This is a genomic window from Streptomyces sp. NPDC016309 (genome assembly GCF_043077235.1).
Classification (GTDB): Bacteria; Actinomycetota; Actinomycetes; order Streptomycetales; family Streptomycetaceae; genus Streptomyces.
This window is the reverse complement of sequence record NZ_JBIBSG010000003.1, coordinates 517,497-538,270: the sequence shown is the minus strand read 5'-3', so window position 1 is coordinate 538,270 and position 20,774 is coordinate 517,497. Positions and strand designations below refer to the sequence as shown.

13 protein-coding genes are annotated in these 20,774 nt (G+C 73.9%); 9 read left to right on the top strand and 4 right to left on the bottom strand.

The genetic code is table 11. The features are described 5' to 3' along the window. The first annotated feature begins 117 nt into the window (after nucleotides 1-117). Genes ACF068_RS10220 through ACF068_RS10200 form a run of 5 tightly spaced genes read left to right on the top strand, consistent with a single transcriptional unit; the run spans nucleotide 118 to nucleotide 6,248 of the window. Nucleotides 118-1,146, top strand: coding sequence for a hypothetical protein (locus ACF068_RS10220; RefSeq protein WP_392273729.1), 1,029 nt, complete (start codon nucleotides 118-120; stop codon nucleotides 1,144-1,146). Between the two features lie 3 nt (nucleotides 1,147-1,149). Further along, complete coding sequence (gene chvE, locus ACF068_RS10215) at nucleotides 1,150-2,262, top strand: multiple monosaccharide ABC transporter substrate-binding protein (RefSeq protein WP_392273728.1); 1,113 nt, start codon at nucleotides 1,150-1,152, stop codon at nucleotides 2,260-2,262. 32 nt (nucleotides 2,263-2,294) lie between these two features. Beyond that, nucleotides 2,295-3,830 (top strand): multiple monosaccharide ABC transporter ATP-binding protein, encoded by a 1,536-nt coding sequence (gene mmsA, locus ACF068_RS10210; RefSeq protein WP_392273869.1) that lies wholly within the window; start codon nucleotides 2,295-2,297, stop codon nucleotides 3,828-3,830. Nucleotides 3,831-3,839: 9 nt separating this feature from the next. Continuing rightward, nucleotides 3,840-5,069 (top strand): multiple monosaccharide ABC transporter permease, encoded by a 1,230-nt coding sequence (mmsB, locus tag ACF068_RS10205; RefSeq protein ID WP_392273727.1) that lies wholly within the window; start codon nucleotides 3,840-3,842, stop codon nucleotides 5,067-5,069. Between the two features lie 30 nt (nucleotides 5,070-5,099). Next, complete coding sequence (locus ACF068_RS10200) at nucleotides 5,100-6,248, top strand: aldose epimerase family protein (protein WP_392273726.1); 1,149 nt, start codon at nucleotides 5,100-5,102, stop codon at nucleotides 6,246-6,248. A 9-nt stretch (nucleotides 6,249-6,257) separates the two neighbouring features. Here ACF068_RS10200 and ACF068_RS10195 read toward each other — a convergent pair whose 3' ends face one another. The 3 genes from ACF068_RS10195 to ACF068_RS10185 all read right to left on the bottom strand — a co-directional run bounded on the left by ACF068_RS10195 (nucleotide 6,258) and on the right by ACF068_RS10185 (nucleotide 13,218). After that, nucleotides 6,258-8,330 carry a SpoIIE family protein phosphatase gene (locus tag ACF068_RS10195; protein WP_392273868.1) on the bottom strand — a complete coding sequence of 691 codons (2,073 nt, stop codon included), beginning with the start codon at nucleotides 8,328-8,330 and terminating at the stop codon, nucleotides 6,258-6,260. Nucleotides 8,331-8,519: 189 nt separating this feature from the next. After that, nucleotides 8,520-9,572: a tetratricopeptide repeat protein gene (locus ACF068_RS10190; protein WP_392273867.1), complete on the bottom strand. Its 1,053-nt coding sequence runs from the start codon at nucleotides 9,570-9,572 to the stop codon at nucleotides 8,520-8,522. Nucleotides 9,573-9,771: 199 nt separating this feature from the next. Next, entirely contained in the window at nucleotides 9,772-13,218 is a 3,447-nt protein-coding gene (locus ACF068_RS10185) for a CHAT domain-containing protein (RefSeq protein WP_392273725.1), read from the bottom strand. 145 nt (nucleotides 13,219-13,363) lie between these two features. On the opposite strand from ACF068_RS10185, the gene ACF068_RS10180 reads away from it, so the two are divergent. Then, on the top strand, nucleotides 13,364-13,792 hold the full coding sequence (locus ACF068_RS10180) for a hypothetical protein (protein WP_392273724.1): 429 nt from the start codon (nucleotides 13,364-13,366) through the stop codon (nucleotides 13,790-13,792). Continuing rightward, nucleotides 13,789-14,718, top strand: coding sequence for a hypothetical protein (locus tag ACF068_RS10175; protein ID WP_392273723.1), 930 nt, complete (start codon nucleotides 13,789-13,791; stop codon nucleotides 14,716-14,718). Before ACF068_RS10180 ends, ACF068_RS10175 begins: the two co-directional genes overlap by 4 nt. A gap of 161 nt (nucleotides 14,719-14,879) precedes the next feature. Here ACF068_RS10175 and ACF068_RS10170 read toward each other — a convergent pair whose 3' ends face one another. After that, a complete protein-coding gene (locus ACF068_RS10170) occupies nucleotides 14,880-17,411 on the bottom strand; it encodes an alpha-L-arabinofuranosidase C-terminal domain-containing protein (protein ID WP_392273722.1) in 2,532 nt (843 codons plus the stop codon). Nucleotides 17,412-17,642: 231 nt separating this feature from the next. Here ACF068_RS10170 and ACF068_RS10165 point away from each other — a divergent pair, with 231 nt between their 5' ends. Next, the gene (locus ACF068_RS10165; protein ID WP_392273721.1) at nucleotides 17,643-19,727 is read left to right on the top strand and encodes a SpoIIE family protein phosphatase; all 2,085 of its coding nucleotides are present in this window, start codon (nucleotides 17,643-17,645) and stop codon (nucleotides 19,725-19,727) included. 4 nt (nucleotides 19,728-19,731) lie between these two features. Next, the gene (locus ACF068_RS10160) at nucleotides 19,732-20,754 is read left to right on the top strand and encodes a PHP domain-containing protein (protein WP_392273720.1); all 1,023 of its coding nucleotides are present in this window, start codon (nucleotides 19,732-19,734) and stop codon (nucleotides 20,752-20,754) included. Nucleotides 20,755-20,774: the final 20 nt, after the last annotated feature.

Below are 20,774 nucleotides of genomic sequence, written 5' to 3'. Positions count from 1 at the left end.
CCGCCGCGCCTCCCCGAGCCGTACGGCGGTACGGGGCGCCCTGCTCGCCCCCGTACCGCCGTACGCCCAACAGCGCGAACGACGTCCGGAATACCGAACCGAACACCAAGGAGCCCTGTGACCGTCCCGTCCGCACCAGCACCGGCGCCTCGCCGTCCCGGCGCCGAGGCCCTGGCCGTCATCGGCCATCCGGCGCCCGTCGCCGACCCCGCCGACGCCTCACCGCACGCCTTCCCCGACGGCGGGACCTGGCGCACCGAGATCCCGTCCGTGGAGGGCCCGGAGGCGCTGGCCGTCGTCCTCGAGGAGAGCGCCCGGCTCGACGTACCGGTCCACCGGGTCAGCCAGGGCAGCGGCGTCTGGATGCTCACCGACGCCGAGATCACCGGGATGGTGAAGGCCTGCGCGGAACGCGACATCGAGCTCTGCCTGTTCACCGGCCCGCGCGGCACCTGGGACATCGGCGCGGGAACCCGCACCGACTCGGGCGGCGCGGGGCTGCGCGCCCGCGGCCACGACGCGCTGGCCGGCTGCGTGGAGGACGCCTGCCGCGCCGCGGCGCTCGGCGTGCGCTGCCTGCTCGTCGCCGACGAGGGCGTGCTGTGGACGCTGCACCGGCTGCGCGCGGCCGGCCACCTGCCCGCCGACACCACGTTCAAGCTGTCCGCGCTCACCGGCCCGGTCAACCCGGCCTCGTACGCGGTGTACGAGCGGCTCGGCGCCGACTCCGTCAACGTGCCCTCCGACCTGACACTGGACCACCTCACCGAGATCCGGCTGGCCGCCCGGGCACCGATGGACATGTACGTCGAGGCGCCCGACGACCTCGGCGGTTACGTCCGGATGTACGAGGTGGCCGAGCTGATCCGGCGCGGCGCCCCGCTGTACCTGAAGTTCGGCCTCAGCCGCGCGCCCGGCATCTACCCGTACGGCGCGCATCTGCGCGACACCGCGCTCGCCACCGCCCGGGAGCGGGTCCGCCGGGGACGGCTCGTGCTGGACCTGCTGGCCCGGCACGGCGCGGACGGCGGGATGTCCCCGCTCGGCTCGCGACTGCCGGGCGAGCTCCCGCGCTTCCCCGTCCCGACAAACGTCCCGGCCAACGTCCCGACCAACGTCCCGGCAACCGTCCCGGAAGGCGACTGATCCATGCGCATCTCCCGCAGAACCGCGGTGGCGGCGTCGCTCGCCGCGCTGCTCACCGTCTCACTCACCGCCTGCGGCCAGGAGGCCAGGGGCGGCAGCCGCTACAAGCCCGCGGGCGGCAAGGGAGGCACCATCGGCCTCGCCATGCCGACCAAGGCCTCGGAGCGCTGGATAGCCGACGGCGAGAACATGGCGGAGCAGTTCCGGAAGGCGGGGTACGACACCGACCTCCAGTACGGCGACGACAAGGTCGAGAACCAGATCGCCCAGATCGAGAACATGATCACCAAGGGGCGCACGCTGCTGGTGGTCGCCGCGATCGACGGCTCCGCCCTCACCGAGGTGCTCCAGCGGGCGGAGGACGCGGGCATCCCGGTGATCTCCTACGACCGTCTCATCATGGGCACCGAACACGTCGACTACTACGCGTCGTTCGACAACGAACGGGTCGGCCGGCTCCAGGCGCAGTACATCGTCGACGCGCTGAGGCTGGGACCGGCGACCGCCCGGGGCGCGTCCTACAACATCGAGCTGTTCGCGGGCTCGCCCGACGACAACAACACGAAGTACTTCTGGAACGGCGCCCTGAAGGTCCTCCAGCCGTACCTCACGAGCGGCCGGCTCGTGGTGCGCAGCAAGCAGACGCGGATGAGCCAGGCGACCACACTGCGCTGGGACGGCGGCACCGCGCAGAAGCGGATGGACGACCTCCTCAGCAAGAACTACGGCGAGGAGCGCGTCGACGCGGTCCTCTCCCCCTACGACGGGATCTCCATCGGCATCATCTCCGCCCTGAAGAGCGCCGGTTACGGCACGAAGAGCCGGCCGCTGCCGGTGGTCACCGGGCAGGACGCCGAGCTGGCGTCGGTGAAGTCGATCATCCGTGGCGAGCAGACGCAGACCGTCTTCAAGGACACGCGCAAGCTGGCCGCGCGGGCGGTGGAGATGGGCGACGCCGTGCTCAACGGGAAGAAGCCCGAGGTCAACAACACGAAGGACTACCACAACGGCAAGAAGACCGTGCCGTCGTTCCTGCTGGACCCGGTCAGCATCGACAAGACCAACACCACGCTCCTCGTCGACGAGGGCTACTTCACCGCCGGGCAGCTCAAGTGACGCGGCCCGTGGCGGACAGGCCCGTACTGGAGATGCGCGGGATCACCAAGACGTTCCCCGGCGTCACGGCGCTCTCCGAGGTGAACCTCACGGTTCGGCCCGGGGAGGTCCACGCGGTCTGCGGCGAGAACGGCGCGGGCAAGTCGACCCTGGTGAAGGTGCTCAGCGGGGTCCACCCGCACGGCTCGTACGAGGGCGAGATCCGCTTCGAGGGCGAGCCGGTGGCCTTCAAGGACATCCGGGCCAGCGAGCGGCACGGCATCGTGATCATCCACCAGGAGCTGGCGCTCGTCCCGTACCTGTCGATCGCCGAGAACATCTTCCTGGGCAACGAGCGGGCGACGCGCGGGCTGATCGACTGGAACGAGACGCTCCGGCGGGCGGGCGCGCTGCTCAAGCGCGTGGGGCTGCGGGAGAAGCCGCAGACGCCGGTCGCCGACCTCGGCGTGGGCAAGCAGCAACTGGTGGAGATCGCCAAGGCGCTGGCCAAGGAGGTGAAGCTGCTCATCCTCGACGAGCCGACGGCCGCGCTCAACGACGAGGACAGCGCCAAGCTCCTCGACCTGATCCTAGGGCTGCGCGACCAGGGCATCGCCAGCATCATCATCTCGCACAAGCTGAACGAGATCCGGCGGATCACCGACTCCGTGACGATCCTCCGCGACGGGCGGACCATCGAGACCCTGACGGTCCGGGAGACCCCGGACGCCGAACCGCGACTGTCGGAGGACCGGATCATCCGGGGCATGGTCGGCCGCGACCTCGACCAGCGGTTCCCGGACCGCACGCCGTACGAGGGCGACGACGCCGGCCAGGTCGCGCTGGCCGTACGCGGCTGGACCGTCCGGCACCCGGTCGACCACCAGCGCACGGTCGTCGACGACGTGTCCCTGACCGTGCGGCGCGGCGAGATCGTCGGCATCGCGGGGCTCATGGGCGCGGGCCGTACCGAGCTGGCCATGTCCGTCTTCGGCCGCTCGTACGGCATCCACGCGGCCGGAACGGTCGAGGTGGGCGGGCGGGAGGTGGCGACGAAATCCGTGCCGGCGGCGATCGAGGCAGGCCTCGCGTACGTCACCGAGGACCGCAAGACGTACGGCCTGAACCTGATCGACGACATCAACCGCAACATCTCCCTGGCCTCGCTGCCGGGGATGCGGCGCCGGGGCTTCGTCGACGGGCACCACGAGCGCCGCGTCGCCGAGCGGTACCGCACCACGATGAACATCAAGGCGCCGACCGTCTTCGAGCAGGTGGGACGGTTGTCGGGCGGCAACCAGCAGAAGGTCGTCCTCAGCAAGTGGATCCACGCCGACCCCGAGGTGCTGATCCTCGACGAGCCGACGCGCGGGATCGACGTGGGCGCCAAGTACGAGATCTACACCGTCATCGACCGGCTCGCGGCGCAGGGCAAGGCCGTGCTGTTCATCTCCTCCGAACTGCCGGAGCTGCTCGGGATGTGCGACCGGATCTACACGATGGCCGAGGGCCGGCTGACCGGTGAGGTCGCCCGCGCCGACGCCACCCAGGAAGTCCTGATGCGCCGGATGACCACGAACAGAAGCTGAGGCCCCGCCATGACCACCACGACCACTCCCCCACGCCCCCGGCCGCAGGACGCCCCGCCGCGGCCGTCGGCGCTCGCGCTGCTGCTCGACGGCGTGCGCGGCAACATGCGCCAGTACGGCATGCTGATCGCGCTCGCGTTCATCGTCGTGCTGTTCCAGATCTGGACCGACGGCACGCTGCTCCTGCCGAACAACGTCTCCAACCTGATCCAGCAGAACGGCTACATCCTCATCCTGGCCATGGGCATGATGATCGTCATCATCGCCGGCCACATCGACCTGTCCGTCGGCTCGGTCGTCGCCTTCGTCGGGGCCATGTCGGCGGTGATGATGGTCAAGCACGACATGCCGTGGGTGCTCGCGCTGGTGCTGTCCCTGCTGATCGGCGCGGTCTCGGGCGCCTGGCAGGGCTTCTTCATCGCGTACGTGGGCATCCCGTCGTTCATCGTGACGCTGGCCGGCATGCTGCTCTTCCGCGGGCTCACGCAGATCGTGCTGGAGGGGCAGTCGATCGCCCCGTTCCCCGACGGCTTCCAGAACATCGCCAAGGGGTTCATCCCCGAGATGGGTCCCTACACGCAGTACCACAACCCCACCCTCCTGCTGGGGCTGGTCGCGGTGGTGTTCCTGCTGCTGCGCGAGTGGCGGGACCGGCGGCGGCAGCTCGCCCACGAGCTGGACGTGCCGCCGTTCGCCCTGTGGGCGCTGAAGTGCACCGCCGTCACGGCCGCCGTTGTCGCGTTCACACTGACGCTGGCCAGCTTCCACGGCGTGCCGGTGGTCATGCTCATCATGTGCGCGCTGCTGATCACTCTCGGCTACGTGATGCGCAACGCGGTGATCGGACGCCATGTGTACGCGCTGGGCGGCAACAAGGCGGCGGCGAAGCTGTCGGGCGTCAAGGACAAGCGGGTCACCTTCCTGGTCTTCGTCACCATGGGCGTGCTGGCGGCCCTGGCGGGCTGCGTGTACGCGGCCCGGCTCAACGCGGGCACCCCGCAGGCGGGCCTGAACTTCGAACTGGAGGCGATCGCCGCGTCGTTCATCGGCGGTGCCTCGATGAGCGGCGGCGTCGGCACGGTGATGGGCGCCGTGATCGGCGGCCTGGTGCTGGGCGTGCTGAACAACGGCATGTCGCTGGTCGGTGTCGGCACCGACTACCAGCAGGTCATCAAGGGGCTCGTGCTGCTCGCCGCGGTCGGGTTCGACGTCTGGAACAAGCGCAGGGCCGGCAAGTAGTCCACCCCTTCGAGAACTTCGGGAGTTCTGATGGAGACGAGCAGACGGACGGTGCTGGCGGCCGCGGCCGCCGCGGGACTCACGGCGGCGGCCCCGGCCACCGCGTACGCGTCGGGAGGCGGGAGACCGGTGAGGGAACTCTTCGGCAGGCTCGCCGACGGCACGAAGGTGCACCGCTGGACGCTGGAGAACGGCGGCACGCGGCTGAAGGTGCTGTCGTACGGCGGCATCGTGCAGTCCCTGGAGACACCGGACCGCCGCGGCCGGTACGCCAACGTGTCGCTGGGCTTCGACGACCTCGACGCGTACGTGTCGTCGTCGCCGTTCTTCGGGGCGCTGATCGGCCGGTACGGCAACCGGATCGGGGGCGGTCGCTTCACCCTGGACGGCACGGAGTACCGGCTGTCCGTCAACGACGGGCCGAACAGCCTGCACGGCGGCGCCCAGGGGTTCGACAAACGGGTGTGGGACGTGGAGCCGTTCTCCGACCGCACGGGCGTCGGCCTGGTGCTGCGGTACGTGAGCGCGGACGGCGAGATGGGCTACCCGGGCACGCTGAGGGTGACGGTGACGTACACCCTCACCCCGCGCGGGGACTGGCGCGTCGACTACGCGGCGACCACCGACCGGGCCACGGTGGTGAACCTGACGAACCACACCTACTACAACCTGGCGGGCGAGGGCAGCGGTGACGTCCTGGGCCACGAGCTGCGGCTGGCGGCCTCCCGCTACACCCCGACCGACGCGACCCTCATCCCGACCGGCGAACTGGTGCCGGTGGCGGGCACACCGTTCGACTTCCGTCGCGCGAAGACGATCGGCGAGGACATCCGCACGGCGCATCCACAACTGGTCCTCGCCCAGGGGTACGACCACAACTGGGTGCTGGACAAGGGCGTCACGGCCCGCCCCCTGCCCTTCGCGACGCTGCGCGACCCCGGCTCGGGGCGCACGATGACGATCGCGACGACCGAGCCGGGCGTGCAGTTCTACTCGGGCAACTTCCTGGACGGCACGCTGGCCGGGCCGTCCGGGCGCACGTACCGGCAGGGCGACGGGCTGTGCCTGGAGACGCAGCACTTCCCCGACTCGCCGAACCGGCCGGCGTTCCCGTCGACGGTGCTGCGGCCGGGCCGGACGTACCGGTCGACCACGGTGCACGGCTTCTCGGCGCGCTGAGCCGGCGCCTCAGACGGGCGCGACCGTGCGGAGCAGGAGCAGGGCGATGTCGTCGTGGCGGGGAGCCGACTCACGGGCGTGGCCGATGAGCGCGTCGGCCAGGTCGTCCATGCTCTCGTCCCCGCTCCAGGCGAGCTGCCCGGCCAGCTCGGCGGTCGCGTCGTCGATGTCGACACCGGGTGACTCGACGAGGCCGTCGGTGAAGAAGGCCAGCACGGTGCCCAGGGGCAGGGCGAGCCCGGCCGTGGGGTAGTCGGCGGCCGGGTCGATGCCCAGGAGCAGGCCGGGCGGCATGTCGAGCGCCTCGGTGTGCCCGTCCGGGTGGCGCACCAGGGGCGGCGGGTGGCCCGCGGTGGCGAGCAGGGCCCGGTGGTGCTTCAGGTCGATGTGCGCGTACAGGCAGCTCGTGAACAGGCCCGGGTCGAGGTCGGTCAGCAGGCGGTTGGTACGGGCGAGGACCTCGCCGGGCGGCGCGCCGGCGCTCGCGTGGACGGCGGCCCTCACCTGCCCCATGAGGGCCGCGGCCTCGACGTTGTGGCCCTGGACGTCGCCGATGGTCGCGGCGGCGGTCGTGCCGCTGAGCCTGATCAGGTCGTAGAAGTCACCGCCGACGCCCGTGCCGTGGCCGGCGGGCAGGTAGCGGGCGGCGACCTCCAGTCCGGGGACGTGCGGAAGGGTGTGCGGCAGCAGGCCCGCCTGGAGGCGCCGGGCGAGTTCGTGCTTGCTGTCGTAGAGCCTCGCCCGGTCCAGGGCCTGGGCGAGGAGACCGGCCAGCGAGGTGAGGATGGCCCGCTCGCCCGGGTGGAAGTTCCGCGGCCGGTCGTAGCCGAGGACCAGCGAGCCGACCGGGCGGCCCGAGGCGATCAGCGGCAGGAAGGCCCAGGCGGCGCCGGCGCTGCCCAGGACGACCGCGTCGGGGAAGTCACGCTCCAGTTCCGCCCGGCTGCCGAAGAACAGCGGGGCCCGGGTGACCAGGACGCGGGCCGCCGGGGTGTCGGAGGCCAGCGGGGCGGAGTCGAACCGGGCCACGGCCTCGGCGTAACCGCGGTGGCCGACGACCCGCAGGCGGCCGTCCTCGGCGGTCAGCAGGGCGAGGGCGTGGACGCCGAGGGCAGGGGTGATCTGGTCGGCGGCCTGGTCGATCACCTCCTGCACCCCGGCGGCCTCGGTCAGCGTGGCGGCCAGGTGCATCAGGTGGTAGAGGCTGGTCGCCCGGCTCGGCAGGACGGACTGCGGCGTGTGCTCCTCCTCTTCCTGGCGGGTGCTGCCCGTACCGGCGGCGCCTCCTTCCGGGTCGGCCGGGGTGATGCGGACGCTGATGCCGGTGGCGTCCGGGTGCAGCTCGAAGCGGAGCCAGTGGTCGGGTGGGCGCAGCGTGGTGAACGACGTGGTCCGGCGGCTGATGACCGCCGCGCGGTACCGGTCCTCGACCGCCGGGTTGTCCATCCAGGGGAGCACTTCCCACGGCAGGGCGCCGGTCAGTTCCTCGGCGGCGACCCCGAGGAGGTCGGCCGCCTCCTCGGTGAAGAAGGTGACACGGCCGTTCAGGTCCAGTGCGCAGCTCCCGCCGGGCAGGCGGTGGACGAACTCCACCGCCGCCGTGGCCTCGATGGGCCCGGGGGTGCGCCGGGTGGGACGGACGATCCGGGGGGTCCGCCCCGGGACCACGGGCCGGCCCTCGTCGTCCGCGCGGGCCAGGATCTGCGCCATGCGGTCGCAGCCGCTGTGGACGGCGTCCTCCTCCGGCGCGGCGAGCCGCGGTGCGTGCCCCCCGGGCCACAGCAGCACCAGGCCGCCCCCTGTGGTGCCCGCACCGGAGATCGGGGCGGCGGCCAGGGAGAACGCGTACGGCAGGACGAGCCCCGGCCGGGGGTAGCGGCGGGCCATCTCCTCCCGGTCCCCGATCCACACCAGCCGTCCTTCGGCCACGGCGTCCGCCAGGGGCACGGGGTCGCGCGGCATGACCCGCATCCACGGGGCGGCGAACTCCAGCGAGACGCCGCTCAGCACCGCCAGGCGGAGGGCGCTCTCCCCGGGCGGGCGCAGGTAGACCATGCCGATGGCCGCGCCCGTCCGCCGCATGGCGTCGGACAGGGCGGTGCCCAGCGACCGCAGGCCCGAGCCGGCCTCCTCGGGGTTCTTCACGCTTCAAGCGTGCCCCGGCGGACCGCCGGGCGCAGTTCGGCGATGGCGGGGAGCGGTTCGGCAGTGGCCGGGAGCGGTTCGGCGGTGGACGGGCCGGCCGGTTCGCCGGGTGCCCGGCGCACGGGGTCAGTGAGCGGCCGGTCCTTCCCGCAGCCAGGCCAGCCTCTCCTCGGCCGCCCGCAGCCGGGGGTGTCCGGGGCCGTGGATCCGCCGGTAGTCGCGTACGCAGCGGTCGAGCAGTTCGGCGGCCTCGGCGTGCCGGCCCACGTCGATCAGTACGTTGGCGAGGTTGTCCCGGACGGCGACGGTGGCGGGGTGGTCGTCGCCGTGCAGGGTCTCGCTGCTGTCGAGGATCGCGCGCAGGATGGGGACGGCGTCCTCGTAGCGTTCCATGCCGTGCAGGACGGCGGCGAGATTGTTGCGCGCCGACAGCGTGGACTCGTGGTGCGGGCCCAAGGTCGCGTCGGACACCTGCACGACGGTACGGAGGTGCTGTTCCGCCTCGGCGTAGCGGTCCAGCCGGCACAGGACGGCGCCCAGGTTGGTCCGGGCGGCGATCGTGCGCTCGTGCGCGCTCCCGTACCGGTCCTCCAGCCGGGGCACGAGGCCGCGCAGGGCGCGCTCGGCCTCCTCGTGGCGGCCGCACCTGATCAGCGCGGCGGCGTGGGTGTTCGCGGAGGTCAGGACGTCGGGGTGGTCGGGGCCGAGCAGCCGGACACGGCGTTCCAGGACGTCCCGCAGCAGCGGCTCGGCCTCAGGGGCGCGGTCCAGGTCCTGAAGGACCGCCGCGAGGCCGGTCGCGCAGGCCAGTGTGCCGGGGTGGTCACGGCCGAGCGTCTCGGCGCGGCGGCGGAAGGTGTCGCGCCACGCCTCCTCGGCGAGGCGCAGGTCACCGGTCTCGTGGAGGAGGCCGGCGAGTTCGGCGGAGGTGCGCAGGGTCTCCTCGTCGCGGTCGCCGAGGACGGTCCACTGGGTGCGTACGACGTGCTGGTAGAGCTCGACGGCCTCCCCGCCCCGCCCGGGAGCGGACGCGAGGACGCGGGCGAGGGCGCGCATGGCGGTGAGGGCTTCCGGGTGCTCGGGGCCCAGCCGGTCGATGGCGGACTGCGCCCGCATGGCGGCGGCCTGCTCGGGGGAGATGTCGATGCGGAAGACTTCCTGCTCCTCCCCTCCCTCCATCACCTCGGAGAGGGTGATGTGTCCCCCGCCGGGACGCCTCGTGCCTCCGGACTCCGCCGTGGGCGGCTCGCCTGTTCCTGGTGGGTTCTCGTGCGTCCGGTGAGGCAGCGGCTGGGCGCCTGCCTCCCGGCCGTCCTCCGCGGCTCGCCGCCGCCACCATCGGCTCATCGTGACAGCCTCCTCGTCGCTCCGGGTGTCGTCAGGCGCCCGCGTGCACGTGTGCCGCCCACAGGCTGGGACTGGCCGCGAAGGCGGCGCGGCAGCGCAGGACCGCCTGGTGCAGGGCGGTGGCCGCCCTCGTGTCGTCGAGTTCCGGGCCGTCGCCTGCCGCGCCGGCACACAGGCCCTGGTAGAGGAGGCGCGTGACGCGGACGGCCACCACGTCGTGCACCGGCCAGAGCGTTCCGACGGCACTCGGGTATCCCGCGAGCTGGAACGCCGAGGTGATGTGGATCGCCTCGTCGGCCAGTTCGCCGCCGCCCCGCGCGGTCTCGCAGGCGGAGAGCACCGCGAGCCGCGCGGCGGGCAGGTCCAGCCGGGAGATCGCGCGGACGGTCAGCGGACGGGTCGGGTGGTCGTGCACCAGGAGCCGGCCGTTCGAGGGGTCGTCCGGTTCGCTGACCCCGTGGCAGGCGAAGTGCACGTAGGGGTGGTGGGGCAGGGCTTCCATCACCTGCTCGAAGGTGGCGTCCTGCCCGTGCAGTACGTCGGTGGGGACGAGGCCCCGCAGCACCTCCACCTCCCGCCGCGCGCCGCCGAGCGGCCGGGCGCCCGGGGTCTGCGGGAGGGCCACGGCGAGCAGCCGGCCGTGCGGTCGCGGCGCGGCGGCCCGGGCCCTGGCGTACCGGAGGGCTCCGACCGTCGGGGTGTACGAGGAGACCACCCGGTCCAGCACGGTCCGGGGTCCGGGCCCCGCCGGATACGGCGCGGGGGCGGCTCCGTCGCCGGGCACCGTGCCGGGGCCCTCGCCGTGGTGACCGGCCGCGTGCAGCGGCAGGGAGGCGAGGGCGCCCCCCGGCGACCACCAGAGGCGCGGCCACTCGTGACCCGGCGGGGGCCCGTGCAGGCCGAGCCGGTCGAGCACGGGGCCGGTGACGTGGTCCCAGGTCCAGCGGAGCACCTCGTCGACCGCCTGCTGGGCCGCCCGGTCGCGGGCGGGGTCGGCCGCGTCGGCGAGTGCGCGTGCGAGGCGGTCGGCCTGCTCGCCGACGGCCTCCGGGGTGGCGTCGGGCAGCGGCACGAGAACGACCTCGCCGTCCCGCAGCACCAGTGCGTCACTGCGGTACGCGCTGCAGTAGGCGAGCACCACCGGGCCCCGGTCGGCGCACGCCGCCAGGGCCCGGGGGGAGGGCGCGGCAAGGAAGTCGGAGAAGCCGGGCCGGGAGCGGATCTCGGCGACCAGGTCCTCCAGTTCGGCGGCGAGGGCGTGCCGCCGGTCGGTGGTGTCGGCCGGCAACAGGCCTTGCGCGGTGTCCGCGACGCCGGCGGCCTCCAGGGCGTCGAGCCGTTCCCTCAGCCGTGCGAAGCGTTCGGCGAGTGCGGGGTGGGCGCCGCGCAGGCGTCCGAGCCCGTCGCGGGTGGCCATGGCCCGGCCCAGCAGGACACCCCGGCCCTGCTCCAGCAGGAGCACCGCCTGCTCCGGCCGCCCGGCGTTGACCGCGCACGCGGCGGCCTCGGCGGCCAGGCCCCGCACCCGGGACAGGCCGCGCTCCTGGTCACTGCGGACCAGCCGGCCGGAGGCGGCGAACGGCAGCAGGTCCAGTGCCAGCCGGTAGCCCGGCAGGGCCTCGGCCCAGCGCTGGCCGTCGGCGGCGGCGGCGCCCCACTCCCAGGCCGCGAGGACCCGCTCGTGGGCGGGCAGGGCGGTGGTTTCGGCGGCCTGCCGGTAGGCGTCCTCGGCGGCACGGAGCACTCCCCGGTCGCCGTCCCGCTCGTACAGGGCACGCAGCGCGTCCCCGTACGCCTTCAGATGGCCGCCGTGGGTCGAGGTGTGCTCGGTGACGGCCCATACGGCGCGGCCCAGTTCGCTGACGGCCTGCTCCAACTCGCCCGGCGCGCCGGTGACATGGTGCTTGGTGAGCCGGGCGGAGCCGAGGTTGGAGAGGACCATGGCGAGCGCCGGGTCGCCGTAGGGGGCCTGCCGGGCTGCTTCCTCCAGCAGTGCGACGGCTTCGTCGAGGTCCGCCACGTCGGCGGTGTCGTCGAACCGGGCCCGCAGCGCGTTGGCCAGGTGGTTCAGCCGGTCGGCGCGCGGTAATCCGGCCGCGGGTGCCAGGGCGAGCGCCCGACGGGCCGCGTCGATCGCCTCGCCGGCGGCCGCGGTGTCCCCGGTAGCTCCGTGCCAGCTCTGCAGCACCACCCCCAGGTTGCCGAGACGCACGACCTGGGCGGCGGGCGGTGCCTGGGACGCGTGGAGCGCTTCCCTGGCCAGTCGGGCGGCTTCCCACAGGGAGGTCAGGTCGTCGGTCTGGAGGGCGCGCTGCCGCAGGGTGACGGCGAGGTTGGCCAGGGTCCCGGCGTACTCCTCCGTGCCCGGTTCCTGCTCGGCGAGGGCGGCGCGCAAGGTGGCGACGGCCTCGTCGAGCAGCGCCGCGTCACCGGTCCGCTGCGCCAGCCTGTGCAAGGTGTTCCCGAGGCTTTTCAGCCTGTTGGCGTGCTCCGGGGTGCCGGGGCGGAACAGGGTCAGGGCCTCGCGCAGCAGGGCCGCCGACTCCTCCAGCAGGGCCGGCTCGTCGGTGGCCTCGGCGGCCAGGCGCAGCGCGATGCCGAGCCCGGCGAGCCGCTCGGCACGGGCCGGGGAGCCGTGCGGGCACTCTGCCAGGGCCATGCGGTGGGTCCGCAGCATTTCCGGGAGGTGGGTGTCGTCGGAGGCGTGCTCGTGCCACTGGCGCAGGCCGTGCCCGAGGTTCCCGAGGACGAGCGGGCGGTCGGGGTCGCCGGGCGGGACGGCCTCCACGGCGGCGCGCCACAGGTCGAGGGCCTCACGCAGGGCATCGAGGTCCCCGTCGACGAGGTACGCGTCGTGGCGCAGCCCGGCGAGGTTGCTCAGGTGAACGCGCCGGGCGGGCGATCCGGCCGGCAACACCCGGAGCGCGCGCCGTCCGGCGTCCGTGGCGCGGAGGAGGTCCGCCGCGGGGTCCCGGGCGCCCGGCCGGCCGGGCGTCCGTGCGGCCAGCCCGTGCCGCAGACGGAGCACCTCGACGAGTCCGCCCAGGGACTGCGCCGCGGTCTCGGCCTCCTGGGGCAGGAGGGCCGCCCGCTCGAACGCCTCCGCCGCCCGGTCGAGGTCCTCGGGTCGCTCCCGGACGGCGAACCTCTGCTGGTGGGCGATGCCCAGGAGCCGTACGTCCTGGGGGTTCGCCGGCTCACGGGCCGCCTGCCGGCGCCCCAGCTCCACCAGGGCGTCCAGGTCGTCCGGGTGCCGCACCAACTGGTACCGGCTGTGGAGGGCGACCATGAGGTTGCCCGCCCGGGTGGCGGCGTGCGCGGCGTCCACCGCCGGGGACGCGAGGTACCGCCGGTAGAGGTCGATCGCCGTGTCGAGGGCCTGCCGGTCGCCCGTCCGGAGGTGGTGGGCCAGCAGCCGATCGGCCTCCCGTCCCGCGTCGGGGTCCTCCGCCGCTCGCGCTCGGTTCGTGCGGAACACGCCCACCCCCCGGTGTCACGCGGCCGTGACCGCGGCCCCTCGATACCGTCGGCCCGTGCTCACGATAGCGAACGGACCGCCGGACCGCGGTCGTTCGGTGGACGTACAATCACGGCGACCGACATCCGGCGTCCGAGGGGGAACGGTGGAGATCGAGACCGGGGGGCGAAGGGGGCCGCGAGCCGGACACGCCAGGCTGGGAGAGCTGTGCCGGCGGCTGACGGACGACTCCGGACCGCTGGAGCTCGGTGAACGGGGCCTGGGGCTCGTCGAGTCCATCGTCTCCGGCCTGCGGGCCGGCCGGGCCCCCGAGGAACTGGAGGACGTCTTCGACGAGTTGGAGGAGGAGCTGCTCGTGGCCGGGCACAGTGCCGGCCTGGGCTCCTACCGCACGACTCCGCCGCCCCCGCCCGGTTACCAAAGTCTCCCCGTCGCGGGGCCGGGGCACCCGGCGTTGCACGTGCTGGCCTGCCCGCTCGGTCACTGCGGGCGGGTGGAGGCACCCGCCGAGGAGGCCCCGCACCCGGGCTGCCGGGTGTTCGACCGGCCGCTGCGCGCGGTGCCCCTGCGGTGACCAGTGCCTTCCTCAGCGCGCTGGGCGGCCGGATCGCCGAGCGGTGGCTGACGCTGCTGGCCCTGCCGGGGCTGCTCTTCCTCGCCACGCTGACCACGGCCGTGGTGCTGGGGCACGAGCGATGGGCCGATGTCGGGCGGCTGCGGTCCTGGCTCGACGCCCTCGCCTCCTCCCCCGCCTCGGGGAGCACCGGAACGGTCGTCCTGGTGGCTCTGGGGGTGCTGGCCGGTGCCGCGGTGACGGGTGCGGCGGCCCAGAGCCTGGGCGCGGGGGTGGAGCTGCTGTGGTGCGCGGAGCCGCGCGGGCCGCTGCTGCGGCGGCTCGCCGACCGCCGGCTGCGCCGCTGGCGCGCCGCCGACGCGGCCTTCCGCACCGCGCTGGTCACGGCCGGCCGGGCACGCATCGAGGGGGCGCCGGAGGCCGACCGGCTCGCCGCCGTCGCGGAGCGCCGCTACGCCGACCGTGGCCGCATCGCCGCGGCGCCGCCCCGTCATCCCTTCGGGACGGGTGACCGGCTCGCCGCGCCGGGGCAGCGGCTCTGGCGCGCCCACCGGGTGGACCTGGCAGCCGCCTGGCCGCACCTGTGGCTCCTGGCCTCCGACGGCACACGGGCCGAACTGCACGCCGCCCGCGTGCGGCTGAGTGCGTCGGCACGGCTGTGCGCCTGGGGCGCGGGGTACCTGGTGCTGGCGTTCTGGTGGTGGCCGGCGGGGCTGGCGGGTGGGGTCGCGGTCGTCGCGGGGGTACGGCGCGGGCGGGCCGCGGCGGAGGCGTTCGGCGAGCTCACCGAGGCGCTCGCCGACCTGCACCTGCGGGACGTGGCGGCGGCGCTGGGCGTCGAGTGCGACGGGAGCGTCGACCGGGTCGTCGGTGAGCGCCTCTCCCGGGCGCTGCGCAAGGAGCCGGAGCCCGGGCAGGGCGGCTGATCCCGGGTGCGCCCGGGCGCGCGCCGCACGGCCCGCCGGGTGCCGGGGCGCGGGGAGCGGTGCCGCCGGGAAGGGGGCCTTCCCGGCCGGCTCGGCCGGGGGTCCGGGTGCCCGGCCGGGTGTCCGGGTGCCCGGGTGCCCGGCCGGGCCTTTCCGCGCTTCTATCCCGCCTTGATCCGCATGAAGGTGACGGAGTGGGCCGGGAAGGTGTACGTGAACTCCTCGCCGATCCCGCGAAGGGTGGACGTCCGGGGCCGGACCGGCCGGGCGTCGGCGGTGTTCACCGCGTCCGGTGCCCCGGTGAGGGTGATGAGCCGGGCCGTGGGGGCGACCTTCGCCGTACCGAGGTCGACGCGGGTGCGGGCGGGCGCGGCCCCGGCGTTGACGACCTTGACCACGAGGTCACCCTTGTCCCGGGTGACGACCTGCCGGAAGGGTTCGGCGGGCTTGTCGTCGGTGAAGCTACCCCATTCCCGTCCGTCGAGGTAGAGGGTGACCTGGCGCCCGCGGACCTTGACGTGGATGTCGTAGGTGCGTCCGGTCTCGATGGTGGTGGCGTTCTCGGTCAGCGTCTCCTTGCCGCCGTCCACGGCCGCCTCGACGGCGGAGCGGGTGTTGTTCCAGCCGCCCAGGTTCCACCAGTAGTGGTTGCCGGTGTCCCGGACGCCGAAGGCGATCAGGAAGCCCTCCCTGCCGGACTTCTTTGTGGCCTTCAGCCGCAGGTCGTAGTCGTGCCAGCCCTTGTCGCCCGCCGTCACCAGGGTGTCCTCGGCGGTCGCGTCGGTCTGGAGGTACGCGCCGTCCCGGACCGTCCAGTCGCCCCGCCCGGTGGCCCGTGTCCAGCGGGTGTCGCCGGCCGAGAAGTCGTCCTCCAGGAGCGTGGTCCCGTCCGCGGCGGTGACCTCCACGTCGTCGTACGCGGCGCTGGTGGCCCACGTGGACAGGCCGACGGCCCCGGTGATCGGGCCGGAGACGGCGGGGGTGGTGGTGGCCCGGCTGGGTACGACCCGGTCGCCGGTGTTGGTCATGAACAGCTTCTGCACCTCGTAGCTGGTCGAGCCCCAGGAGCGGTGGTTGTCGAACCAGATCATGTCGGGGCGCCACTGCGTGGTGTCCGTGTCGGCGAGCAGCGGGGCGTAGGAGGCGAGCCTGACGACGTCGGCGTTGCGCTCCAGGCCGGTCATGAAGGCGGCTTCCGCCAGCGCGTTGCGGAACCGGTCGTCGCGCGAGGCGTACTCGCCGAGGAAGACCTTGGGGCCCTTCCGGTCGTAGGCGTCGTAGCGGTCGTTGTGCCGCAGGAACCACTGCGGGCTGTTGTAGTAGTGCTCGTCGACCATGTCGACGCGGGCTTCCCGGTTGAGCTGCCAGGCGCGGTCGGAGACGCTCCCGGCGTCGTCGGGCCCGGAGTTGCTGATCACCGTGATGTCCGGGTACCTGGCCGCGATGGCCTCGCGGAACGCGGTGAAGCGGCTGAGGAACTGGTCGGGCAGGGTCTCCTCGTTGCCGACGGCGAGGTGGGTCAGGCCGAAGGGCTTCGGGTGGCCCATGGCGGCACGCTTGCGGCCCCATGCGGAGGTGGCGGGGCCGTTGGCGAACTCGATCAGGTCGAGCGTGTCCCGGATGTGCCGCTCCAGCAGCGCCGGGTCGTCGGTGGCCCGGTTCTCGCCGCAGCCGGTGACCAGGGCGGGCACCACGGGGAGCGGCATCGCGCCGATGTCCTCGGCGAACTGGAAGTACTCGTAGTAGCCGAGGCCGTAACTCTGGTGGTAACCCCAGAAGTTGGCGTTGACGGCCCGCTGCTCGACCGGGCCGATGGTGTCCTTCCACTGGTAGGAGCGGCGGCGTTCCCAGTCCGGCGCCTCGTACGCCCGGTGGCTGCCGGTGTTGACCAGGCAGCCGCCGGGGAAGCGGAGGAATCCGGGCTCCAGGGCGGCGATCTTCTCGGCGAGGTCCTTGCGGAGCCCGTTGGCCCGGCCCTTGTAGGTGTCGCGCGGGAAGAGCGAGACCATGTCGAGGCGCAGGGTGCCGCCGCCCGCCGCGGTGACGGCGAGGCGCCCTCCGGTGGTCGTCACCTCGGGGGTGAGCGTGCCGGTGTACTTGGTCCAGCGGTCGCCGCGCACGGTGATGCCCAGCGGCGTGGACACGGGGGTGCCGTCGGCGGTGCGCAGCTCGGCGGTGAGGCGGGTGCCCGCGGCGCTGTCGGTGCGCGCCCAGACGGAGAAGTCGTGGCGGGCGCCTTCCCTGAGCGCCATGCCGGCCCCGTGGCCGCTGTTGACGATGCCGAAGCGGGCGCCCTCGCCGCCGGCGCCGGTGAGGGCGAGGCGGAGGTGGTGGCGGTTGCGCTCGTTCAGGCGCTCGGCGTCGTCGACGACCTGGAGGGTGCCGGTGGCGCCGCCGGTCGCGGTCTGCTGCCAGGCGGTGAGGGGGGTGAAGGACCGGTTGTCGGCGGGGCCGAACTCGAAGGAGCGGTTCCGGACGAGCTCGGCGTACAGGCCGCCGTCGGCGGCGTTGTTGATGTCCTCGAAGAAGACGCCGTACATGGTCGGACCGATCGCCGGGCCGGCCCGGTCGGGGGTGACCGTGATCGTGTGGTCGGCCGGGGGTGGGGCGTCGGCCCGGGTGGGGGCGGCCATGGCCGTGCCCACCATGAGGGCCGCCAGCGCGAGGACGAGCCTCGGCCGTATGGGTGCCATGTGTGTGCTCCTGGATGTCTTCAGTTGTTCGAAATACCGGACGTTGACCAGAACTTCGAACAGGAAGATAGGGAGGGGCAGTTGGGGCGTCAACCCTCCCGGCCGCCCGCTTCCGATTACCCAGCGGTAGGGCCGTCTCACCGAACGTCGACCGCCACCGGCGCCCGTCCGGCCCGCCGGGCGGCGCCGATGCCTTGGCGTTCCCGCCCGACCGGCTCGACAATGAGGGGGATGACGGACAACCGGGCACACAGCGGCGAGATCGGGCCCACCGAGCGGCTCGCCATGAACCGTACGGGCAGCTTCGACTGGGACCTCGACGCGGGCACGATCGACATCGACGAGGCGGGGCTCCTCGTGTTCGGCCTGGCGCCCGGTACGTTCGACGCCCGGCCCGCCTCCCTGGTGCACCGGCTGGAGACCGAGGAGCGCGCCCGGCTGGACGCCGTGATCAGGGAGGCGCTGTCCAGCGGCCGGTCCTCGTACGCCGCGCGCTTCCAGATCCCCCTGGACGACGGTTCCGTGCAGTGGACGCACGTCCAGGCCCGCATCCTGCGCGACCGGGACGGCCGGGCCCACCGGATCGTCGGGATCGTCCGGGACGCCACCTCCGAGATCACCCACTCCGCCTTCGTGCTGGAGCTGGAGAAGCGCCGGAAACGGCAGACCAACATGGTGGAGCGCACCACCCAGGCGCTGTCGCGCGCGGTGACGGTGGACGACGTCACCGCCGCGCTCACCGGCCCCGGGGGCCTGGCCCGGCTGGGGGCCGACGGCTTCGCGCTGGGCCTGGTCGAGAACGGCTCGCTGAACATCATCGCCCTCAGCGGTGAGTCCCTGGACGTCCTGGAGCACTTGCGGATGCGGCGGCTGGAGCCCGGGATGCCGCTGGCGGAGACCGTGCTGAGCGGGCGCCCGCTGTTCAGCAGCTCGTTCCAGGAGCTGATCAAGGACTACCCGGTGCTGGCCCCCTTCGCCGGGAGGATGCGGTTCCGGGCGGCCGCCTACCTGCCGCTGGTCGCCCAGGCGCGCACGCTGGGCGGGATGGCGCTGTTCTACCGGGGGCGCACCGCCTTCAGCGCCGACGAGCGGAACCTCTCGCTGGGGCTGGCCGCCATCGTCGCCCAGTCGCTCCAGCGGGCGATCCTGTTCGACGAGGAGCGCGAACTCGCCACGGGCCTCCAGGCCACCATGCTCCCCCGCCGCATCCCGGCGGTCGAGGGTGGGGAGATCGCCGTGCGGTACCACTCGGCGTGGAGCGGCCGGCAGGTCGGCGGCGACTGGTACGACGTGGTCCCGCTGCCCCGGGGGCGGGTCGGCATCGTGGTCGGTGACGTCCAGGGTCACGACACGCACGCCGCCGCCATCATGGGCCAGCTCCGGATCGCGCTGCGGGCGTACGCGGGCGAGGGCCACGCCCCCTCCACGGTGCTCGCCCGGGCGTCCCGGTTCCTCGCGGAGCTGGACACGGAGCGGTTCGCCACATGTACGTACGCCCAGGTGGACCTGGATTCGGGCACGGTACGGGCGGTGCGGGCGGGCCACCTGGGGCCGCTGATCCGGCACACGGACGGGCGCGTCGGGCGGCCCAAGCTGCCGGGGGGCCTCCCACTGGGGGTGGCGTCGGTGTTCGGGGACGAGGAGTTCCCCGAGACGCGGCTGGACCTGGTGCCCGGCGAGACGCTGGTGATGTGCACCGACGGGCTGGTCGAACAGCCGGGGGCGGACATCGGGGAGGGCATGGACGCCCTGGAGGCGGCGGTGAGCAGCGGGCCGCCCGGCGCGGAGGCGCTGGCCGACCACCTGTCGCAGCGGTTCTGGGAGCGGTGGGGCGCCGGTGACGACGTGGCTCTGCTGGTGCTGCGGCGCAGCCCGGACCCGGGCACCCCGCGGGCGCCGCGCATCCACCAGTACATCCACCAGGCCGACCCGCAGGGGCTCTCGGAGGCGCGGGCGGTGGTCCGGCGGGCGCTGCGGGACTGGGACATGCGGGCGTTCGCGGACGACGCCGAGCTGGTGACCGGGGAACTGCTCGGGAACGTGCTGCTGCACACCGAGGGCGGCGCGGTGCTCACCCTGGAGGTGCTGCCGGAACCGGTGCGGCGGGTGCGGCTGACGGTGCAGGACCGTTCCAGCGCCTGGCCCCGGCGCCGTACACCGGGCGAGGCGGCCACCTCGGGGCGGGGACTGCTGCTGCTGGACGCGCTGGCCCTGCGGTGGGGCGTGGAACCGCGCGGCGAGGGCAAGGCGGTGTGGTGCGAGATCGGCCCGTCGTCACGGGGCGGACGAACGGGCGGACGACCGGAGGAGGCCTGAGGCCATGGACCCCGTCGAGGCACTGGACCGGATCGCCTATCTGCTGGAGCGGTCACTGGCGCCGACGTACCGGGTGCGGGCCTTCCGCACCGCGTCGGCGGCGCTCTCGGCGCTCGGCGAGGGCGAGGCGGCCGAGCGGGCGGCGGCCGGGACCCTGGAGCGGCTGAAGGGCATCGGCCCGAAGACCGCGCAGGTGGTGCGGGAGGCGCTGGCCGGGGAGGTGCCGGCGTACCTGCGGAAGCTGGAGGGCGAGGCGGAGGCCGCGCCGGGGCTGGGGGCGGAGCTGCGGGCGGCGCTGCGCGGCGACTGCCACCTGCACTCCGACTGGTCGGACGGCGGGAGCCCCATCGAGGCCATGGGTCGGGCCGCGGCGGCGCTCGGCCACGAGTGGGCGGTGCTCACCGACCACTCGCCCCGGCTGACGGTGGCCCGCGGCCTGACGGCGGACCGGCTGCGGGAGCAGCTCGACGTGGTGGCGGAACTGAACGAGGGCTGGGCGCCCTTCCGGCTGCTGACGGGCATCGAGTGCGACATCCTGCTGGACGGTTCGCTCGACCAGGAGGACGAACTCCTGGACCAACTGGACGTGGTGGTCGCCTCGGTCCACTCCAAGCTGCGGATGGACGCCGCGCCGATGACCCGGCGGATGGTGAGGGCCGTGAGCAACCCCCTGGTGGACGTCCTGGGCCACTGCACGGGCCGGCTGGTCGGCGGGAAGCGGCCGGAGTCGGAGTTCGACGCGGAGCGGGTGTTCGCGGCGTGCGCCGAGGCGGGCACCGCGGTGGAGATCAACAGCCGGCCGGAGCGCCTGGACCCGCCCCGGCGGCTGCTGCGGCAGGCCGTGGACGCCGGGGTGTTCTTCGCGGTGGACACCGACGCCCACGCCCCGGGGCAGCTCGACTGGCAGGTCCTCGGCTGCGCCCGCGCCGAGGAGTGCGGCGTCCCGGCCGACCGCGTCGTCAACACCTGGTCCGCCGAGGACCTGCTCACCTGGACCCGTACGCGCCGGGCCCCCGGGGCCGGTTGAGGCGAGGCGCCCGCCGGGGG